This is a genomic window from Agromyces sp. GQ35 (genome assembly GCF_059758475.1).
This window is the reverse complement of sequence record NZ_JCAXEO010000002.1, coordinates 307058-324015: the sequence shown is the minus strand read 5'-3', so window position 1 is coordinate 324015 and position 16958 is coordinate 307058. Positions and strand designations below refer to the sequence as shown.

The 16958-nt window shown below is 69.0% G+C and carries 19 protein-coding genes and 1 tRNA gene; 13 read left to right on the top strand and 7 right to left on the bottom strand.

From position 1 onward, the window contains the following. Positions 1 to 16: 16 nt before the first annotated feature. The 9 genes from rpmA to AC6CH0_RS13495 all read left to right on the top strand — a co-directional run bounded on the left by rpmA (position 17) and on the right by AC6CH0_RS13495 (position 6627). Positions 17 to 274, top strand: coding sequence for a 50S ribosomal protein L27 (gene rpmA, locus AC6CH0_RS13535; RefSeq protein ID WP_498101709.1), 258 nt, complete (start codon positions 17 to 19; stop codon positions 272 to 274). A 74-nt stretch (positions 275 to 348) separates the two neighbouring features. Then, the gene (gene obgE / locus AC6CH0_RS13530) at positions 349 to 1959 is read left to right on the top strand and encodes a GTPase ObgE (RefSeq protein WP_498101707.1); all 1611 of its coding nucleotides are present in this window, start codon (positions 349 to 351) and stop codon (positions 1957 to 1959) included. Beyond that, complete coding sequence (proB, locus tag AC6CH0_RS13525; RefSeq protein WP_498101705.1) at positions 1956 to 2774, top strand: glutamate 5-kinase; 819 nt, start codon at positions 1956 to 1958, stop codon at positions 2772 to 2774. Before obgE ends, proB begins: the two co-directional genes overlap by 4 nt. A 9-nt stretch (positions 2775 to 2783) precedes the next feature. Then, positions 2784 to 4052, top strand: coding sequence for a glutamate-5-semialdehyde dehydrogenase (locus AC6CH0_RS13520; protein WP_498101703.1), 1269 nt, complete (start codon positions 2784 to 2786; stop codon positions 4050 to 4052). 51 nt (positions 4053 to 4103) lie between these two features. Next, on the top strand, positions 4104 to 4325 hold the full coding sequence (locus tag AC6CH0_RS13515) for a hypothetical protein (protein WP_498101701.1): 222 nt from the start codon (positions 4104 to 4106) through the stop codon (positions 4323 to 4325). 16 nt (positions 4326 to 4341) lie between these two features. Further along, the gene (gene nadD, locus AC6CH0_RS13510) at positions 4342 to 4941 is read left to right on the top strand and encodes a nicotinate-nucleotide adenylyltransferase (RefSeq protein WP_498102280.1); all 600 of its coding nucleotides are present in this window, start codon (positions 4342 to 4344) and stop codon (positions 4939 to 4941) included. Between the two features lie 398 nt (positions 4942 to 5339). Then, complete coding sequence (locus tag AC6CH0_RS13505) at positions 5340 to 6050, top strand: hypothetical protein (RefSeq protein WP_498101699.1); 711 nt, start codon at positions 5340 to 5342, stop codon at positions 6048 to 6050. Positions 6051 to 6084: 34 nt separating this feature from the next. Next, positions 6085 to 6459, top strand: a complete 375-nt coding sequence (gene rsfS / locus AC6CH0_RS13500; RefSeq protein WP_498101697.1) for a ribosome silencing factor — start codon at positions 6085 to 6087, stop codon at positions 6457 to 6459. Positions 6460 to 6551: 92 nt separating this feature from the next. Continuing rightward, positions 6552 to 6627 (top strand) — tRNA-Ala (locus AC6CH0_RS13495). Between the two features lie 109 nt (positions 6628 to 6736). Here AC6CH0_RS13495 and AC6CH0_RS13490 read toward each other — a convergent pair. After that, positions 6737 to 7222: a tRNA-specific adenosine deaminase gene (locus AC6CH0_RS13490; protein ID WP_498101695.1), complete on the bottom strand. Its 486-nt coding sequence runs from the start codon at positions 7220 to 7222 to the stop codon at positions 6737 to 6739. 190 nt (positions 7223 to 7412) lie between these two features. Here AC6CH0_RS13490 and AC6CH0_RS13485 point away from each other — a divergent pair, with 190 nt between their 5' ends. From AC6CH0_RS13485 to AC6CH0_RS13475, 3 genes are all read left to right on the top strand, one after another. After that, complete coding sequence (locus AC6CH0_RS13485) at positions 7413 to 8291, top strand: DUF6892 domain-containing protein (RefSeq protein ID WP_498101693.1); 879 nt, start codon at positions 7413 to 7415, stop codon at positions 8289 to 8291. A 62-nt stretch (positions 8292 to 8353) separates the two neighbouring features. Next, positions 8354 to 8851 (top strand): glutathione peroxidase, encoded by a 498-nt coding sequence (locus AC6CH0_RS13480; protein WP_498101691.1) that lies wholly within the window; start codon positions 8354 to 8356, stop codon positions 8849 to 8851. Between the two features lie 98 nt (positions 8852 to 8949). Then, positions 8950 to 9459 (top strand): hypothetical protein, encoded by a 510-nt coding sequence (locus AC6CH0_RS13475; protein ID WP_498101689.1) that lies wholly within the window; start codon positions 8950 to 8952, stop codon positions 9457 to 9459. A 50-nt stretch (positions 9460 to 9509) separates the two neighbouring features. Here the strand turns inward: AC6CH0_RS13475 and AC6CH0_RS13470 are convergent, their stop codons facing one another. The 6 genes from AC6CH0_RS13470 to AC6CH0_RS13445 all read right to left on the bottom strand — a co-directional run bounded on the left by AC6CH0_RS13470 (position 9510) and on the right by AC6CH0_RS13445 (position 15640). After that, positions 9510 to 10925, bottom strand: a complete 1416-nt coding sequence (locus AC6CH0_RS13470) for a dihydrolipoamide acetyltransferase family protein (RefSeq protein WP_498101687.1) — start codon at positions 10923 to 10925, stop codon at positions 9510 to 9512. Further along, positions 10922 to 11944: an alpha-ketoacid dehydrogenase subunit beta gene (locus tag AC6CH0_RS13465; protein WP_498101685.1), complete on the bottom strand. Its 1023-nt coding sequence runs from the start codon at positions 11942 to 11944 to the stop codon at positions 10922 to 10924. The genes AC6CH0_RS13470 and AC6CH0_RS13465 overlap by 4 nt, the downstream gene beginning before the upstream one ends. Beyond that, positions 11941 to 13074, bottom strand: a complete 1134-nt coding sequence (pdhA, locus tag AC6CH0_RS13460) for a pyruvate dehydrogenase (acetyl-transferring) E1 component subunit alpha (protein WP_498101683.1) — start codon at positions 13072 to 13074, stop codon at positions 11941 to 11943. The genes AC6CH0_RS13465 and pdhA overlap by 4 nt, the downstream gene beginning before the upstream one ends. Before the next feature lie 108 nt (positions 13075 to 13182). Next, the gene (locus tag AC6CH0_RS13455; protein ID WP_498101681.1) at positions 13183 to 13677 is read right to left on the bottom strand and encodes an Lrp/AsnC family transcriptional regulator; all 495 of its coding nucleotides are present in this window, start codon (positions 13675 to 13677) and stop codon (positions 13183 to 13185) included. Next, positions 13677 to 14501: an oxygenase MpaB family protein gene (locus tag AC6CH0_RS13450; protein ID WP_498101679.1), complete on the bottom strand. Its 825-nt coding sequence runs from the start codon at positions 14499 to 14501 to the stop codon at positions 13677 to 13679. The genes AC6CH0_RS13455 and AC6CH0_RS13450 overlap by 1 nt, the downstream gene beginning before the upstream one ends. A gap of 17 nt (positions 14502 to 14518) precedes the next feature. Beyond that, positions 14519 to 15640, bottom strand: a complete 1122-nt coding sequence (locus AC6CH0_RS13445) for an aggregation-promoting factor C-terminal-like domain-containing protein (RefSeq protein ID WP_498101677.1) — start codon at positions 15638 to 15640, stop codon at positions 14519 to 14521. A gap of 76 nt (positions 15641 to 15716) precedes the next feature. On the opposite strand from AC6CH0_RS13445, the gene AC6CH0_RS13440 reads away from it, so the two are divergent. Next, positions 15717 to 16895: a glycoside hydrolase family 3 N-terminal domain-containing protein gene (locus tag AC6CH0_RS13440; protein WP_498101675.1), complete on the top strand. Its 1179-nt coding sequence runs from the start codon at positions 15717 to 15719 to the stop codon at positions 16893 to 16895. The last annotated feature ends 63 nt before the right edge of the window (positions 16896 to 16958 follow it).

Genomic DNA, 16958 nt, shown 5'->3' with positions numbered 1-16958 from the left:
CTGAGGAGAGCAGCTAATGGCACACAAAAAGGGAGCGAGCTCTACTCGCAACGGTCGTGACTCCAACGCACAGCGCCTCGGCGTGAAGCGGTTCGGTGGCCAGGTCGTCGGCGCTGGCGAGATCATCGTCCGCCAGCGCGGCACGCACTTCCACCCGGGCGCGGGCGTCGGTCGCGGTGGCGACGACACCCTGTTCGCGCTCGAGGCCGGTGCAGTGCAGTTCGGTCAGAAGGGCGGCCGCAAGGTCATCAACATCGTGGCGGTCGGCGAATAGTCGATCGACGGTTTTCGTGAGGGCGGGCTTCGGCTCGCCCTCACGTGTTTTCATATCGGTTTGGAGAGTGCAGCATGGTCAGCTTCGTCGACGAGGTGACGCTGTTCCTGCGTGCCGGTCATGGCGGCAACGGCTGCGTCTCGGTGCGCCGTGAGAAGTTCAAGCCGCTCGCCGGCCCCGATGGCGGCAACGGCGGTCACGGCGGCGACATCGTGCTCATCGCCGATCCGCAGGTCACGACCCTGCTCGGCTACCACGGGCGCCCGCACCGCTCCTCCTCCAACGGCCAGCCCGGAATGGGCGACCACCGATCGGGAGCGGTCGGCGAGGTGCTCGAGCTGCCGGTTCCCGTCGGCACCGTCGTCAAAGACGCGAACGGCGTCGAGCTCGCCGACCTCACCGAACCGGGCACGCGATACGTCGCCGCCGCCGGCGGTCTCGGAGGTCTCGGCAATGCCGCGCTGTCGAGCACCAAGCGAAAGGCCCCGGGCTTCGCGCTGCTCGGCACGCTCGGCGACGAAGTCGACATCACGCTCGAACTGAAGTCCATCGCCGACGTCGCCCTCGTGGGCTACCCCTCGGCCGGCAAGTCGAGCTTGATCGCCGCGCTCTCCGCGGCGCGCCCGAAGATCGCCGACTACCCGTTCACCACGCTGCATCCGAACCTCGGTGTCGTGCAGGCCGGCGACCACCGGTTCACGGTGGCCGATGTGCCGGGACTCATCGAAGGCGCGAGCGAGGGCAAGGGCCTCGGGCTCGAGTTCCTCCGTCATGTCGAGCGCTGCGCCGCGCTGCTGCACGTGCTCGACTGCGCGACGCTCGAGCCGGGGCGCGACCCGATCACCGACCTCGAGGTCATCCTCGGCGAGCTCGAGGCTTATCCGGTGCCCGAAGGGCAGGTCCCGCTGCTCGAACGCCCGCAGCTGGTCGCGCTCAACAAGATCGACGTTCCCGAGGGGCGCGATCTCGCCGAATTCGTTCGCCCGGAGCTCGAATCCCGCGGCTATCGCGTCTTCGAGATCTCGACGGTCAGCCACGAGGGCCTCCGCCAGCTGGGCTTCGCGCTCGGAGAGCTCGTGGACACGGCGCGAACCGAGCTCGCGGCAACGCCCGTGCCCGAGCGCATCGTGATTCGGCCGAAAGCCTCCAACGAGCCCGGATTCACCGTGCGCCCCGAGGGCGGCAGCTACGGCACCCTCTACCGGGTGCTCGGCCAGAAGCCCGAACGCTGGGTGCAGCAGACCGACTTCACGAATGATGAGGCCGTCGGCTTCCTGGCCGACCGTCTGGCCAAGCTCGGCGTCGAAGACGCACTCGTCCGCGCCGGCGCCGACGCCGGATCGACCGTCGTGATCGGCACGGGCGCCGGCGTCGTGTTCGACTGGGAACCGACGCTGACCTCGACCGCCGAGCTCATCACCGCGCCGCGAGGCACCGATGTGCGACTCGACGAGAATCGTCGTGCCACGCGCGCCGAGCGCCGCAGCGAATACTACGAGCGCATGGATGCGAAGGCCGAGGCGCGCGCCGAACTCGAGCGCGAGCGCGGCGCCGGCATGTGGTCGGAGCTCGACGAGCAGACCGCGGCAGACGACGCAGCCGCAGCGGTTGCCGCAACGACCGGTGGATCGTCGCGCCCCGCGGCCGACGACGGGGAGGACGCGAGCAGCGAGGACCAGGCATGACGCCTCGCGATCGCTCCGAGATCACCGCCGCCACACGCATCGTGGTGAAGGTCGGCTCATCGTCGATCAGCGGTGACAACGCCGAGCAGATCGGCCCGCTGGTCGATGCCCTGGCCACGGCGCACGCGCGGGGCGCCGAGATCGTGCTCGTGTCGTCGGGTGCGATCGCCACGGCGCTTCCGTTCCTCGACCTCGACGGCCGACCGACCGACCTGGCCACGCAGCAGGCCGCCGCCGCCGTCGGCCAGAACGTACTGATGTGGCGCTATCAGACGAGCCTCGACCGCTACGGCGTGCTCGCGGGGCAGGTGCTGCTCACCGCCGGTGACCTCGAGCACGCCACGCCGCGCTCGAACGCGCAGCGGGCCATGGACCGTCTCCTCGCCCTGCGCATCCTGCCGATCGTGAACGAGAACGACACGGTCGCAACGCACGAGATCCGCTTCGGTGACAACGATCGACTTGCGGCACTGGTCGCCGAGCTCATCGGAGCCGAGCTGCTCGTGCTGCTCTCCGACGTCGACGCCCTGTACACGAAGCCGCCGCACCTCGAGGGCGCGCGTCGCATCGAGCACGTGCCGTACGGCGATGACCTCGCCGGAGTCGAGATCGGTGCCGCGGGTCGCGCCGGAGTCGGCACCGGGGGAGCGGAGACCAAGGTCTCCGCCGCACGCATCGCCGCCGAAGCCGGTACCGCCGTGCTCATCACCGCGACGCCGCTCGTTGCCGACGCGCTGGCCGGCGCATCGATCGGCACCTGGTTCGACCCGGCTCCGGGGCGTCACACGAGCGAACGCGACATCCCGCTCACCTAGGCTGTTGCCATGGAGCAGACCGACCTCGATACCGCTGCGATCGACCGCCGACTCGCCGCCGCGCAGGAGGCGTCCCACCGTCTCGCGCGCGCCGCGACCGCCGAGAAGGATGCTGCGCTCGAGCAGGTCGTCGTGCTGCTCGCCGAGCGGTCCGACGAGATCATCCGGGCGAACGCGCTCGACCTCGAGGCGGGTCGAGCCGCCGGCCTCGCGGCCGGCTTGCTCGATCGACTCACCCTCGATGAGCGTCGGATCGCAGGGCTCTCCGATGCCGTGCGCGAGGTGATCGCGCTCACCGACCCCGTGGGCGACACGGTCAGCGGCCGTTCGCTGCCGAACGGAGTTCGCATCGACCAGATCCGAGTGCCACTCGGTGTCATCGGTGCGATCTACGAAGCGCGCCCCAACGTGACGATCGATATCGCCGTGCTCGCCCTCAAGAGCGGCAACGCGGTGGTGCTCCGCGGCGGCAGCGCTGCCGAGCAGACGAACCGGGTGCTGCTCGGCGTACTCCGTGACGCACTCGAAGCGGTCGGGCTGCCGGCCGACGCCGTGCAGACGGTCGACGACTTCGGCAGGGCCGGTGCCCGTCACCTGATGCAGGCACGCGACTACGTCGACGTGCTGATTCCGCGGGGGAGTGCCGGACTCATCCGCGCCGTGGTCGACGAGGCAAAGGTGCCGGTGATCGAGACCGGCGCCGGTGTCGTGCACATGTTCCTCGACGAGAGCGCCCGCGAGGACTGGGCCGTCGAACTCGTGCACAACGCCAAGACGCAACGACCGAGCGTGTGCAACGCCCTCGAGACGCTGCTCGTGCACGCGGGCGCCGCAGAGCGGTTGCTCCCCCCGGTGCTCGCCCGCCTCGAGGCATCCGGAGTCACGGTGCACGGTGACGAGCGTGTGCGCGCCGTTCGCCCCGAGGCGACGGCCGTCACTGAAGCCGATTGGGCGACCGAGCACATGTCGCTCGACATCTCGGTCGGTGTGGTCGACTCTCTCGACGATGCGCTCCTGCACATTCGTCGATACTCGACAAAGCACACGGAGTCGATCGTCACGAACGACCTCGGCAACGCCGAGCGATTCCTGAACGAGGTGGATGCCGCGGCGGTGATGGTCAACGCCTCGACCCGGTTCACCGACGGTGCGGAGTTCGGATTCGGCGCCGAAGTCGGCATCTCGACGCAGAAGCTGCACGCCCGCGGGCCGATGGGATTGCCCGAACTGACCAGCACGAAGTGGATCGTGCGGGGCGCCGGTCATGTGCGCGGCTGACCTCGCTAGACTGTCTGGAGCACGACCCGCAGGATTCGAAAGGAACGGCGAATGAGCCTAGTCACCGCAGTGCAGACCGCGACGGTGTTCACCGAGACGGTGCACGCGAGGGAACTGCCCATGGAGACATGGGTCTACGGTCTCATCGCCCTCATCATCTTCGCCGCACTGGGCTTCGTCGTCGCCTCGTACCGCGACGTGGCGAACCGCCACAGCGCCAAGGCGGCGGCATATGCCGCGCGCCACGCCGGAGACGAGCACGGCGGCCACTGAGGCGGGCGAGAGCGCGATGACGGTCGCGGAGCGCCGGCCTCGAATCGGGGTGATGGGCGGCACGTTCGACCCCATCCATCACGGTCACCTCGTGGCCGCGAGTGAAGTCGCGCAGTCCCTCGACCTCGACGAGGTCGTCTTCGTGCCGACCGGCCAGCCGAGCTACAAGTCGAACGTCACCCAGGCCGAGCATCGCTACCTGATGACGGTCATCGCCACCGCATCGAACCCCCGGTTCACGGTGAGTCGCGTCGATATCGACCGGGCGAAGCCGACCTTCACGATCGACACTTTGCGCGACGTCCGCCGCGAGCGCCCCGACGCCGACCTCTACTTCATCACGGGTGCCGACGCGATCGCCCAGATCCTCTCCTGGAAAGACGTGCAGGAACTCTGGGATCTCGCACACTTCGTTGCTGTGAGTCGTCCGGGACATGTGCTGAGCGTTTCTGGATTGCCCGAGCAAGACGTAAGCTTGCTGGAGGTTCCGGCTCTGGCGATTTCGTCGACCGATTGCCGGAGCAGGGTGCGCCGGGGTTTCCCGGTGTGGTACTTGGTGCCCGATGGGGTCGTCCAGTACATCTCCAAGCACCATCTCTACCGGAGTGTCGAATGACGTCGTCGCAGGATCCGCCGCTGACGCGCCGCGAAATGCGCGAACGCGAGCGACTGCTGGAGCAGCAGGAGCCTTCGGCGAGCCCTGATACCGCTTCGAATGCGGCGCCCGCTCCTCCCGCACCGTTGCCTGCGCCGACTCCGGCCGCGCCGCGCCCCGTTCCCGCTGCACCTGCGCAGTCGATGCCGGCGCCGTCGCTGCCAGTCGCAGCAACGAGCCCGGCCCTCGCAGCGCCGCGGCCTGCCAGTGCGTTCGGTGACGGCGCCGCGCCGTTCGGCGCAGCTCCCGCTGCGCCGCAGCAGCAGAGCCCGTTCGCACCGCGTCAGGTGCCGCCACCGCCGAGTGCACTTCAAGCTCCGCAACAGGCCCCGCAGGTTCCGGTGAGTGCGCGTCCGCCGATGCCGCAGCCCGCTTCGACCGAGGCGACGACGCCTGAGCGCACGCTCACGCGTCGAGAACTTCGCGCCATGCTCGACGGCGCCCAGCTCGACGAATTCGACCTCGAAGACGAAGAGGCGGCGCAACCGGTCGCCGCCGCGCGGGGCGATGCGATGCCGCCCCCGGCCGCGATCCCCGAGCGACCGTCCGATCCGGCAGCACCGGCATCGGCCGCTGTCGGCCACTGGACATCGCAGCTGAATACTCCCGTCGAAGCGGCGGAACCGTTCGACCAACTGCTGTCACGCGGTGGGGTCGGCCACGGCGTCCCGACCACGACGAACGCACTCATCCTGCCGAACCTTCCCGATCACGGGTCGATCGGCAACCCTCTCTCCTCGATCGGCAACCCGCTGGCGTCCAGTGGCGAGATCATCGCGACCGGCTCGATCGACCTGCCGCGCTCGTATGGAGCCACCGGAGTGCACCCGAGCCGCATCGACTCGTCCGACGTCGACCGCCTCTTCGACCAGGTCGAAGATGTCGGCACCGGGGCGGCACCCGTGGCGGCGACGAGCGCGATCAGCACCCAGGGTGCCGCGCGCGCCATGATCGCGCCGCCGAAGAAGGAGGGCATGAACGTTCCGCTCGTGCTCGCCGTCACCGCCGGCGTTCTCGCGCTCGGCGTTGTCGGCACCTTGGTCATCGGCGCACTTGCGGGGCTGTTCTGATCCGAATCAACCACTACGCACCGGAAGAGAGCGCATGACCGCATCCGACCAGGCCCTCGATCTGCTCGCGCTGGCGGCGCGCGCGGCCGACGCGAAGGGTGGAGACGACCTCATCGCACTCGACGTGTCGGAGCCGCTCCCGTTCGCCGACGTGTTCCTCCTCGTGACGGGTAATTCCGAACGAAACGTGATCGCCATCGCCGACGAGGTCGAAGAGGTGCTCGGCCGCGCGAGCAGCCCGACGCGACGTCGCGAGGGGCACCAGACAGGTCGCTGGATCCTCCTCGACTTCGGCGACCTCGTCGTGCACGTCTTCCACCAGGAAGAGCGCCTGTACTACGGCCTCGAGCGACTCTGGGCCGACTGCCCGGCGCTGCCGGTGGCACCGCTGCTCGCCTCCAACACGTGATCGCAGCGACATCCGCCGGTCGAGGCTCCCTCGATTTCTTCCGCGGGCCGAGGCTGGTGTAAGCTCAATTCGTTGCCCCGAACAGGGCGTACGGGTCTGTGGCGCAGCTGGTAGCGCACCTGCATGGCATGCAGGGGGTCAGGGGTTCGAGTCCCCTCAGATCCACCAACACCCCCGAAGAACTCCGGTTCTTCGGGGGTTTTCTGTCACCGCGGTGCGCCGAGCAACCGCCCGGCCAGGCCCGGCGACCATCACACCACTTCGGATAGCCTGTGCATCAACCTGCCGGCGCGCCACCGACGATCAGCGACCGGAGTTCATCGGCGAACCGGTCGACCGGGCCGTCGACGACGAGACCCGGGGCGACGGCGGTGATGGGAAGCGTGGCGACCGGCGAGGCCGGGAGACCCTCGGTTTCACGCCACTCGCTGATCTGCGCCGACGACGCCGCGAAGACGATTCGGCCGAGCCCCACCCAGGCGTGCGCCGCCGAGCACATCGGACAGTGCTCGCCGGAGGTGTAGACCGTCGCGGACGCCCGCTCCTCGGCGCTCATGTTCGTCGCGGCCCAGCGGGCGATCTCGAACTCGGGATGCCGCGTCTCGTCGCCGAGCGTGGCCTCGCGATTCCGGTCGGCGAAGCGTTCGACGCCTGCAGCATCGATCAGCACGGAGCCGAACGCGCCGTCGCCGGCCGCGGCCGCCGTTCGCGCGAGTGCGACGGCACGCTCGACGAAGGCCAGGTCATGGTCGGTGATGGTCATTTCTCGAGTCTGCCGTCTTTCCGCCCGGCTCGCCTCACCCGCTGCGATTGGTGTTCCTCGGAACAGCGGGGTCATCGCTCTGGGCCGGCCCGACTTCGCCTCCGAGGCGACATGACGAGGTCGCGAGCGTCGCGGCTGGACTTAGGCTCGAGATGTGGACCTCGGAAGAGAGCGTGAAGAGAATCGCCGAATGACGAGCGTCTTGGCGGTGGATATTCGACTCGATGGAATCGAGATCGATGGTCGGCTCTATAACTACCCACTGCTCCTGACCGACCTCGCCGCCGTGCTCGACGAAGTACCCGAGAAGTACTCCGGATCCGCCGCAGCGAGGGCTTCAGGCGCCTGGCACTGGCGTCGATCGGGTGTGACAGCGACCAACTCCGATGGAGTTCACGCGATCGCCGTCAAGTTCGATGTCGATGAGTCGGCGCACGATGTTCGGATCGAAGGGCAACCCTTCGGCGTGGAATTCGGTCCGAAAGGTCCCACGTACCCGAGTCGTGATTTCGGCGATGGGTACGTCATGGCACGGCGAAACGATCCCGGTCCTGACCAGTGCGTGCAACAGATCATCGTCGAGCAGAAGGTGCGACGTCGTGCGACGAAGAAGAACACGGCTCCGTCGAAGGTGACGTCAGCACCGGTTGTCGATGCGGTCCAGTTCACGGATCTCAATTTCAAGCTGCTGGTCATTCAGGTCCTGATGTACGACAAGGAGCTGCTCGCTCCGGCCTTCGACCTGTACACATCTCTTGCCGACCTCGGCCGCGACATCGATCTGCGTGAGGAAGGGTACGAACCGATCCCGGAAGTCCTTGCTCATTTCGCCGAGCTTCAGGTTCCCCGGGCGCTGCTGGACGAAGTCGAGGAGATCTCTCAGGACGGCGGCAATGACATCTATCTTCAGATCGCGCCGCTCTGGAGCGGCGAGGATACGGTCTTCGATGTTGTCGACTATTCCGACGTGGCTCACCTGCCCAACCTCCGATCGATGACCGTGACCGGTGCAGATGACGCGACTCTGGAGGCCCTCCGCACGCGAGGCATCGACGTAGAACTTCTCTGACCGCGCCTTCGCATTCGATGTGAAGTCGCGTTCGCTGCCCGCCGGCGACATAGGCTCGAGTCGTGGACATCAGAGACATCCCCCTCACGACCATCGACGGCGAGACGACTTCCCTCGCCGATTTCACCGACCAGGTCGTGATGGTCGTGAACGTCGCATCGAAATGCGGGCTCACGCCCCAGTACGAGAAGCTCGAAGCATTGCAGCGCGAGTACGGCGATCGCGGATTCACGGTGCTCGGGTTCCCGTGCAACCAATTCGCCGGGCAGGAGCCGGGCGAGGGCGACGACATCAAGGAGTTCTGCTCCATGACGTACGGCGTGACGTTCCCGCTCATGGAGAAGGTCAAGGTCAACGGCCGGCAGCGGCACCCGCTGTACGAGGCGCTCACGAAAGTGACGGATGCCGCAGGCAAGGCCGGCCGTGTGAAGTGGAACTTCGAGAAGTTCGTCGTGCAGCCGAGCGGCGAGGTGCAGCGATTCCGCCCGACGACGCAACCCGACGACCCCGCCGTGATCGCGGCCATCGAAGCGGGACTGGCAGAGGCGAAGGCCGCCTGACCGTCGCGCGAGCAGCGCGCAGCGCGGCGCCTTGACCGGCCAACGGCGCGGCCCCAGAATTGGGGGGTTGATCCGAATGCAATGGAAGCGGAGAACGAATGTCCGACGTATACGGTCGTCCGACCACCGAGCAGGATGTCGCCACCACTGAGATGCAGACGTTCGCGCCGGTATCCGACTCAGAGCACGCGTCGACGCCCGCGACTGCCGGTGCCGTCGAGTCGCGGAAGTGGGGCACCGACCTGAGGTTCATGCTCGTCGTGCTCGCCGCCATCGTCGCACTCTTCCTCGCCTTCGCCCTGCTCATCGCCTTCAGCCCGACCGGTGCCGCCATCAGCGCACTGGCGGTCATCGCTGCGCCGATCGCCACCATGGTCGCCGCGTACTACGGCATCTCGCTGGCACTTCGGCAGGTGAAAGACGCCCGTGACGCGGCCGCGGTGAGTGAGGCGCGCGCACGCGCGGCCGAGGTGACGGCACGCGAGTCCGATGCCTGGGCGGCGCAGATGGAATCCGGATTGCGCGTCGCGGTCGCCAAACTCACGGCTGCGGGTCAAGACACCCGTGACGTGGAGCGCGCCGCCGGGACGCCCGACGAGTTCTTCTGATCCTTCGTTCGACGACGTCGTACCGGTCCGGCTGAGATCGCGTCGAGCTCTCAGAGTTCGGCCAGTACCGAGACCGGGCGCTCGATGCAGCGCGCCAGGAACGTGAGGAACCCGGCGGCCTCCGCTCCGTCGCACACGCGATGATCGAAGGAGATGGTCAGTTCGGTCATGGTGCGCACCGCGAGCTCGCCATCGACGACCCACGGCCGTTCGATGAAACGGCCGACACCGAGCATCGCCACCTCGGGGTGGTTGATGATCGCGGCAGAGCCGTCGACCCCGAGCGTGCCGTAGTTGTTGAGCGTGAAGGTGCCGCCCGTCAGCGCCGCCGGTGGGAACGCGCCGGTGCCGGCTTCTTCGGTACGAGTGACAATCGCGTCGCGCAACTCTCGCAGCGACATCCGTTCGGCACCGTGCACGACCGGCACGAGCAGCCCGCGCGGAGTCTGCGCGGCGAGGCCGAGGTTGACGGCCGAGTGATAGACGAGCTCTTCGCGCTCGGCGTCGAAGCTCGCGTTGAGCGACGGGTGCTTGACGAGCCCCGCGACGACGAAGCGCGCGATGAGCGCGGTGATGCCGAATCGCTCGCCCGTGGCGTCCTGCAGCTGCTGACGCGCGGTGCGCAGTTCGGTCGCGTCGACGTCCATCCAGACCGTCGCTTCCGGGATCTCGCGACGGGAACGGGAGAAGTGGGCGGCGGCGGCACGCCCCATGCGATCGAGGGGAACACGTCGGTCCCCGGCCTGGTCGAGGACGGCGGCCGGTCGCGGGGAGGATTCCGAACGCTCGCCGGATGCCGGGATGGGCGAATCCGTCGTCGGCTCATGCTCGGCGATGAACGACTCGACGTCGCGGCGCAGGACGAGGTGCTCCGGCCCGGATCCGAGCAATTGGCTCGCATCGAAGCCGTGCTGGCGGGCGATCCGCCGCACGATCGGAGACACGACGGGGGAGCGACGGGCCGCGTCGAGGCGGCCGGAACCGCCGACACGCGAGCCAGAGCTCGTTCCCGCGCTGCTGCCTGAACCGCCGCCGGTACCGCGGCGGCCGAAGCGTGGGGGCGCCGTTGCTGCCCGCTTGGTGACGGTCGACTGCCGAGTGCCGTAGCCGATCAGCACCGCGCCGGACTCTTCGGCGAGCGCCGTTTCGTTCGTGACGATTCCGGGTTCGGCGGGCTCCGCGACATCCGGTGACTGCGCAGATGCAGGCGCAGGCGCAGCAGCACGGGCCTCGCTGCCGAGCGTCATGAGCACCGTGCCGGCATGCAGCACCTGGCCGACCTCGCCTCCGAGCGACTCGACCACCCCGGCGAACGGGGTCGGCAATTGCACGACGGACTTCGCCGATTCGAGCTCGACGACCACTTGGTCGATCGAGACCTCATCGCCCGGGGCGACGAGCCACGCGACGATCTCGGCCTCGGTGAGGCCCTCGCCGAGGTCGGGAAGGATGAACTCGCGGCTCATGCGTCCCACTCCCAGGTGTCGAGTGCCGCGAGCACGCGGTTCGCGGTGGGCAGGTGGAATTCCTCGAGCTTCGGCGAGGGGAAGGGGATGTCGAAGCCCGCGATACGCAGCACGGGCGCGGCGAGGTGGTGGAAGTTGCGTTCCGTGACGCGCGCGGCGACCTCGGCGCCGTAGCCGCCGAACTGCGCGGCCTCGTGGATCACGGCGGCACGCGAGGTCTTGCGCACGGATGCCCCGACGGTCGCGTCGTCGAACGGGGAGAGGCTGCGCAGGTCGACGACCTCGATCGAGAGGCCTTCCTCCAAAGCGGCGTCGGCCGCCTCGAGCGCGGTGCGCACGGTGGGACCGTAGCCGATGAGCGTGACATCGGTGCCTTCACGCACGACCTCGGCGCGGTCCATCGGCGCGGTGGTCACCGGCAGCGAGAGCGGCGCCTTCGCCCAGTAGCGGCTCTTGGGCTCCATGAAGACGATCGGATCGTCGCTGTCGATCGCCTCGCGCAGCATCGAGTAGGCATCGGCGGGGTTCGACGGCATCACGACGGTGAGACCGGGGGTCGACGCCCAGTACGACTCCGAGGAGTCGGAGTGGTGCTCGACGCCGCCGATCGCGCCGGCGCAGGGAATGCGCACGACCATCGGCAGGGTCACGCGGCCCTTGGTGCGGTTCCGCATCTTCGCGACGTGCGACACCATCTGCTCGAACGCCGGATAGCTGAAGGCATCGAACTGCATCTCGACGACGGGGCGCATGCCGTACATCGCCATGCCGATCGCGGTGCCGATGATGCCCGACTCGGCGAGCGGCGAGTCCCAGATGCGGTCGTCGCCGAACTCGGCCTGCAGACCGTCGGTGACGCGGAACACGCCGCCGAGCGGCCCGACGTCTTCGCCGTAGACGACCACACGGTCGTCGGCCGTCATCGCATCGCGCATGGCGGCGTTGAGCGCGCCCGCCATGGTGAGCTGCGTCGGGGCGGATGCCTCGGAGGGCGGGGTGCTCGTCACGGTCGCGGTCATCGTGCGGCCCCCTCGTGCGAGGCGAACACGCCGGCAGCGATCTCGGCCTCGAGGCCGGCGCGCTGTTCGAGCAGCGCGGTGCGCTCGCGTCCATAGACATGGTCGAAGAGTTCGAGCGGGTCGAGCTCGGCCTCGGTCGTCATCACGTCGCGCGTGCGGGCGGCGAGCTCCTCAGCGGCATCCGCGATCTCGGTGCGCAGCGCCTCGGTGAGGGCGCCTTCCGAGACGAGGTACTTCTCGAGGCGCTCGATGGGGTCGCGACGCTTCCAGTGCTCGACGTCGCGCGCGGTGCGGTAGCGGGTGGGGTCGTCGGAGTTCGTGTGCGCTTCGATGCGGTAGGTCACGCCCTCGATGAGGGTGGGGCCGCCGCCGCTTCGTGCGCGTTCGACGGCCGCGCTGGTCACCGCGTACATGGCGGCGATGTCGTTGCCGTCGACGTGATAGCCCGGCATGCCGTACCCGACGGCCTTGTCGGCGAGCGTCGTTGCGCGCGTCTGCCGCTCGAGCGGCACGCTGATCGCGAACTGGTTGTTCTGCACGACGAAGACCGTCGGCGTCTGCCAGACCGCGGCGAAGTTGAAGGCCTCGTGTGCATCGCCCTCGCTCGTGGCGCCGTCGCCGAGGAAGGTGAGGGCGACGATCGGGTCGTGGCGGAGTCGGGCGGCGTGCGAGAGGCCGACCGCGTGCAGGGTCTGCGTCGCGAGCGGTGTCGCCTGGGCGGCCGTGCGGTGCGCGTGCTGGTCGTACCCGTTGTGCCAGTCGCCGCGGAAGGAGGCGAGGATGTCGCCGGGCTCGATGCCGCGAGTGAGAAGAGCGATGCTGTCGCGGTAGGTCGGGAAGAGCCAATCGGCCGGCGTCAGGGCCGCGACCGCGCCGATCTCGCACGCCTCCTGGCCGTAGGCCGAGGGGTAGGTCGCGAGCCGGCCCTGTTTCGTGAGCGCGGTGACCTGCACGTCGAAGCGGCGGGCGACGACCATCTTGCGATAGAGGTCGAGGAGTGTCTCGGCGTCGGGCAGCCCGAAGCCGCCGGTCGCCGACCCGCTGACCGCATGTCCGGCATTGTCGAGGAGCCGCAGGGGCTTCTCGGATGGCAGTGCACGAACGGATGCATGCTCGACATTGAGGCTCATGTCCTCATCGTGCGCCACTCTCGCGCTCCGTGGATGAGCTCTCGATCAACGGTGAACGAACGGCTTCACCGGGCCGAAAGCGTTGCCGTTCGTCCAGGAACGGCGGGCTCAGGTGCGCCAGATGTCCAGCGTCTGCGCGGGCGGGTGGCCCTCGAGTTCCGCGAGGATGAGATGCGATCTCGTCGAGACCACCCCGGGCATGTCGTGGATGTCGCGCAGGATCGCCTGGCTGAGCTGCTCATGGTCGGGTGCGCTCACCGTGAGGATGATGTCGATATCGCCGGAGACCGCCTGCACCTTCTCGACGAACGGGAGAGTCGCGAGCTTCGCTGCGATCGACTCCCACGACACCTCGCCGATGCGCACGACGACGAGCGCCGAGATGTTCAGGCCGATCGCCTTGCGATCGATCTGCGCACCGAACCCGGTGATGACGCCTCGTTGCTGCAGTTGCTGCACCCGGTTGTGGGCGGCGGTGCGCGAAATATGCACCCGTTCGGCGAGCGTGCGCACCGAGAGACGGCCGTCGCGGCTGAGCTCGGCGACGATGCGACGGTCGATGCTGTCGAGCGCGTCGTTCCGGTGCGGTACCTGCTGGGTCATCATCGTCCTCGTGGCTCATGTCCAGAGTACCGGCTGCGACGCTCGGCGCGACGAAGCGAAGCACGCATCGGGGCGTGACGGATGGCTCGAGGGAGGCGAGGCCAGACGACGGCGATCGCGTCGAGCCATCCGTTCGCGACTCGCTCGACGCGCGGTGTCCATCGGAATCCGTACGCCGAGCGGAGCGGAGCAGGGAGCAGTGCAGCCGTGACCAGGCGCACGAGCGGCAACAGCGCTGCGGCACCGAACGGCAGCGCGGAGGTCTCGGTGAGCAGGGTTCGCGCGACCGTTCGCGCGTCGTCGCCCACGTCGAGTGCGGCGAGTCGAGTGCTCCACCACTCGTCGAACTCGGCTCGGGTCGCCGGCCAGTCCTCGTCGCCGGCTTGCAGACGCCCTCCGAGCGGGGCGTAGCCCGACACGATCGTGTCAGCGGTGTCACGCGGCAACGGGCCCCAGAGGCGCTCATGCAGCTCGAGGGCGACGGCGAGCAGCGTGGAGGCGACCCACCGCTGCGCATCGGCGTCGAAGGCGCTGTACGCCGGCGCATCGCCGCCTGCGTCGCCGCGGACGGGCGCGTGGCGGCGGTTGACGGCACGCACGGCCTCGCCGGCCACGGTCTCGTCGCCGAACCCGACGGCGTAGACGTAGTCGAGCGTGCCGATCAGTCGATCGAGCGGTCGCTCCCGGAAGGCGCTGTGCCGAGCGACGCCGCGAGCGACCCGCGGGTCGGCCAGCTGCAGTAGGATCGCGGCGCCGCCGCCCAGCAACAGCACGCCCTCGGCGGCATGGCGGTGGAACACCGCTCGTTCATCGTGTTCGTGCATCAGTACCAGTTGTACCGCTAGTACCAGTTGACATCCTCCGAGTGCGCCCATGCGCCGCACGGCGCCCCGTACCGGTCGGCGATGTAGGAGAGGCCCCACTCGATCTGGGTCGCGGCGTTCGTGCGCCAATCGGCGCCGGCGGAGGCCATCTTGCTGCCCGGCAGCGACTGCGGAATGCCGTACGCGCCGCTCGAGGCGTTGTACGCGTCGGCACGCCAGCTCGACTCACGGGTCCAGAGCAGCACGAGGCACTGGTACTCGCCGCTGCCCCAGCCGTAGCGCGCCACGGCGGCCGCGGCATACGCCTTCGCGCCGGCGGTGTCGACGACGACACCGGGCGGGGGAGCGCTGCCGATGCCGCCGTTCGATTCCTCAGCGGCCCGTTGGCGAGCCTCTTCGGCCAGCCGGAGCTGTTCGCCGGCCTGGTGCTGCCGTTCGAGCTCGGCGGTGCTGTCCCGAAGGCTCGCGAGCTGGGCGTACAGCGTGTCGACCACGCCGCGTTGTTCGGCGAGTTCCGTCTCGGCGACCAAGTGCGCGTCTTCTGCGGCAGCGGCCGCGTCGGCCGCCTCGACGGCGAGGCGCTCGCGCTCGCGCTCAGCGAGGTCCGCCTGCGTCGCGAGTGCCTCCGCTTGGGCGTTCGCACTCTTGGCGTGCTCGGCGATTCCGCCATACAGATGAGTCAGCTGGGCGGCCCGGGACAGGCCCTGCAGCAGATCGGATGATTCGTCGGAGAGGAGCAGTCGCAAGGTCACGTCGGCACCGCCCGAGCGAGCGAGCACCGCGCCGACCCGGCCCAGGCGTTCGCCTGATTCGACGGCTTCGATCGCGGCGGCATCCGAGGCGACGCCGAGCGTCGACGCTCGCTGCTCGGCCCCGGCATGCGCGGCGGAGGCGGCAGCGGATGCTCCCGCAGCTTCGACGGCGGCATCGCCGAGCCGAGCCGACTCCGTCTCGAGCACCGCGACGAGCTCGGTGATTCGCGTGGCCTCGGCCTCGCGGGTCGCGACATTCTGCTTCGCCGCGATCACATCCTCCCAGCTCGGGTAGTCCACGGCGTACGCGGGGGCGGTCGGCAGCGCGAGGGCGGCGACGAGCAGCGCCGCCGCGCCTGCTGCGAGTCCCGGTCTGCGTCGCACCATCACCCCTTTCGAGGCGGCGATTCTACCCACGGGGTCGCGCAGCGGCGGTTCAGACACGCGTCGTAGACTCCTTCGAATGCGAATCAAGCGAACGGCCGTCCTTCCGTTCGCCGTCGCGGCGGTGCTGCTCGCGGCGACGGCGTGCGCCGGCCCCGTGCCGGATGCCGCCCCGACCCGCACAGCTCACGATTCGCCGACGCCGACGCCGACGCCGACACCGGATGCAATCGACCCGATCGCCGCATGGGTCGATGAGCGGATGGCGCGGCTGTCGATCGAGCAGAAGGGCGCGACGCTCCTCATGCTGCACGCGCCCGGCACCGACCCGGCGCCCCTTCGGGCGTTCGCCGAGGCAGGGGTGTCCGGCCTCATCCTGATGGGCGACAACGTGCCCGAAGGTCCTGCCGAGCTCGCCGCGCTCACCTCGGCGGTGCAGATCGACCCTGAGGCGCCGCTGCTCATCGGCATCGACGAAGAGGGCGGCGAGGTGCAACGACTGCCGTGGGATGGTGCCGCGGCCGCCGACACCTTGCGCGCCGAGGCGCCTGCCGCATCGCAGGCCGCCTTCGCGGAACGGGCCGCCGTGCTCGCGGCGTGTGGCATCAGCGTGAACTTCGGTGTCGTGGCCGATGTCACCGCGGACCCGGACTCCTTCATCTTCGGGCGCGTGCTCGGCACCGAGCCCGGCACCGCCGCCGAGCGCGTCGCGGCCGCAGTGGCGGGCGAGCGCGGCACCGTGGCGACCACGCTGAAGCACTTCCCAGGCCACGGAGCCGCACCTGGCGACTCGCACTCGAGCGTGCCGAGTGCGCCCCTCGGTCTCGACGAGTGGCGCGCGGGTCCCGCACTGCCCTTCTCGAGCGGCATCGATGCGGGCGCCGAACTCGTGATGACCGGTCACCTCAGCTATCCCGCGGTCGACGCCGCTCCGGCCTCGTTGTCGGCCGAATGGCACCGGATCCTGCGCGACGAACTCGGCTTCGAGGGTGTCGTGGTCACCGACGACATGCTGATGCTGCAGCACAACGGCCTTTCCGAGTACGCCGACCCCGGTGAGAACGCCGTGCGCGCGGTCGCCGCCGGGGCCGACCTGCTGCTCTACGTGCTGCCGGCGGATCCCGCGACGATGGGCATTTCCGTCGACGGGCTCGTCGGCTCGATCACCGACGCCGTGCACTCGGGACGCATCACCGAGGCTCAGCTCGACGCCGCGACCGCCCGCGTGCTGACCCTCAGGCGGACGCTCGCGAACTGATCTCTCGGGTCGGGAATACTCCGACGCTTCATGCGTTTGCATACGTGTGGCCGAACGGCTGCC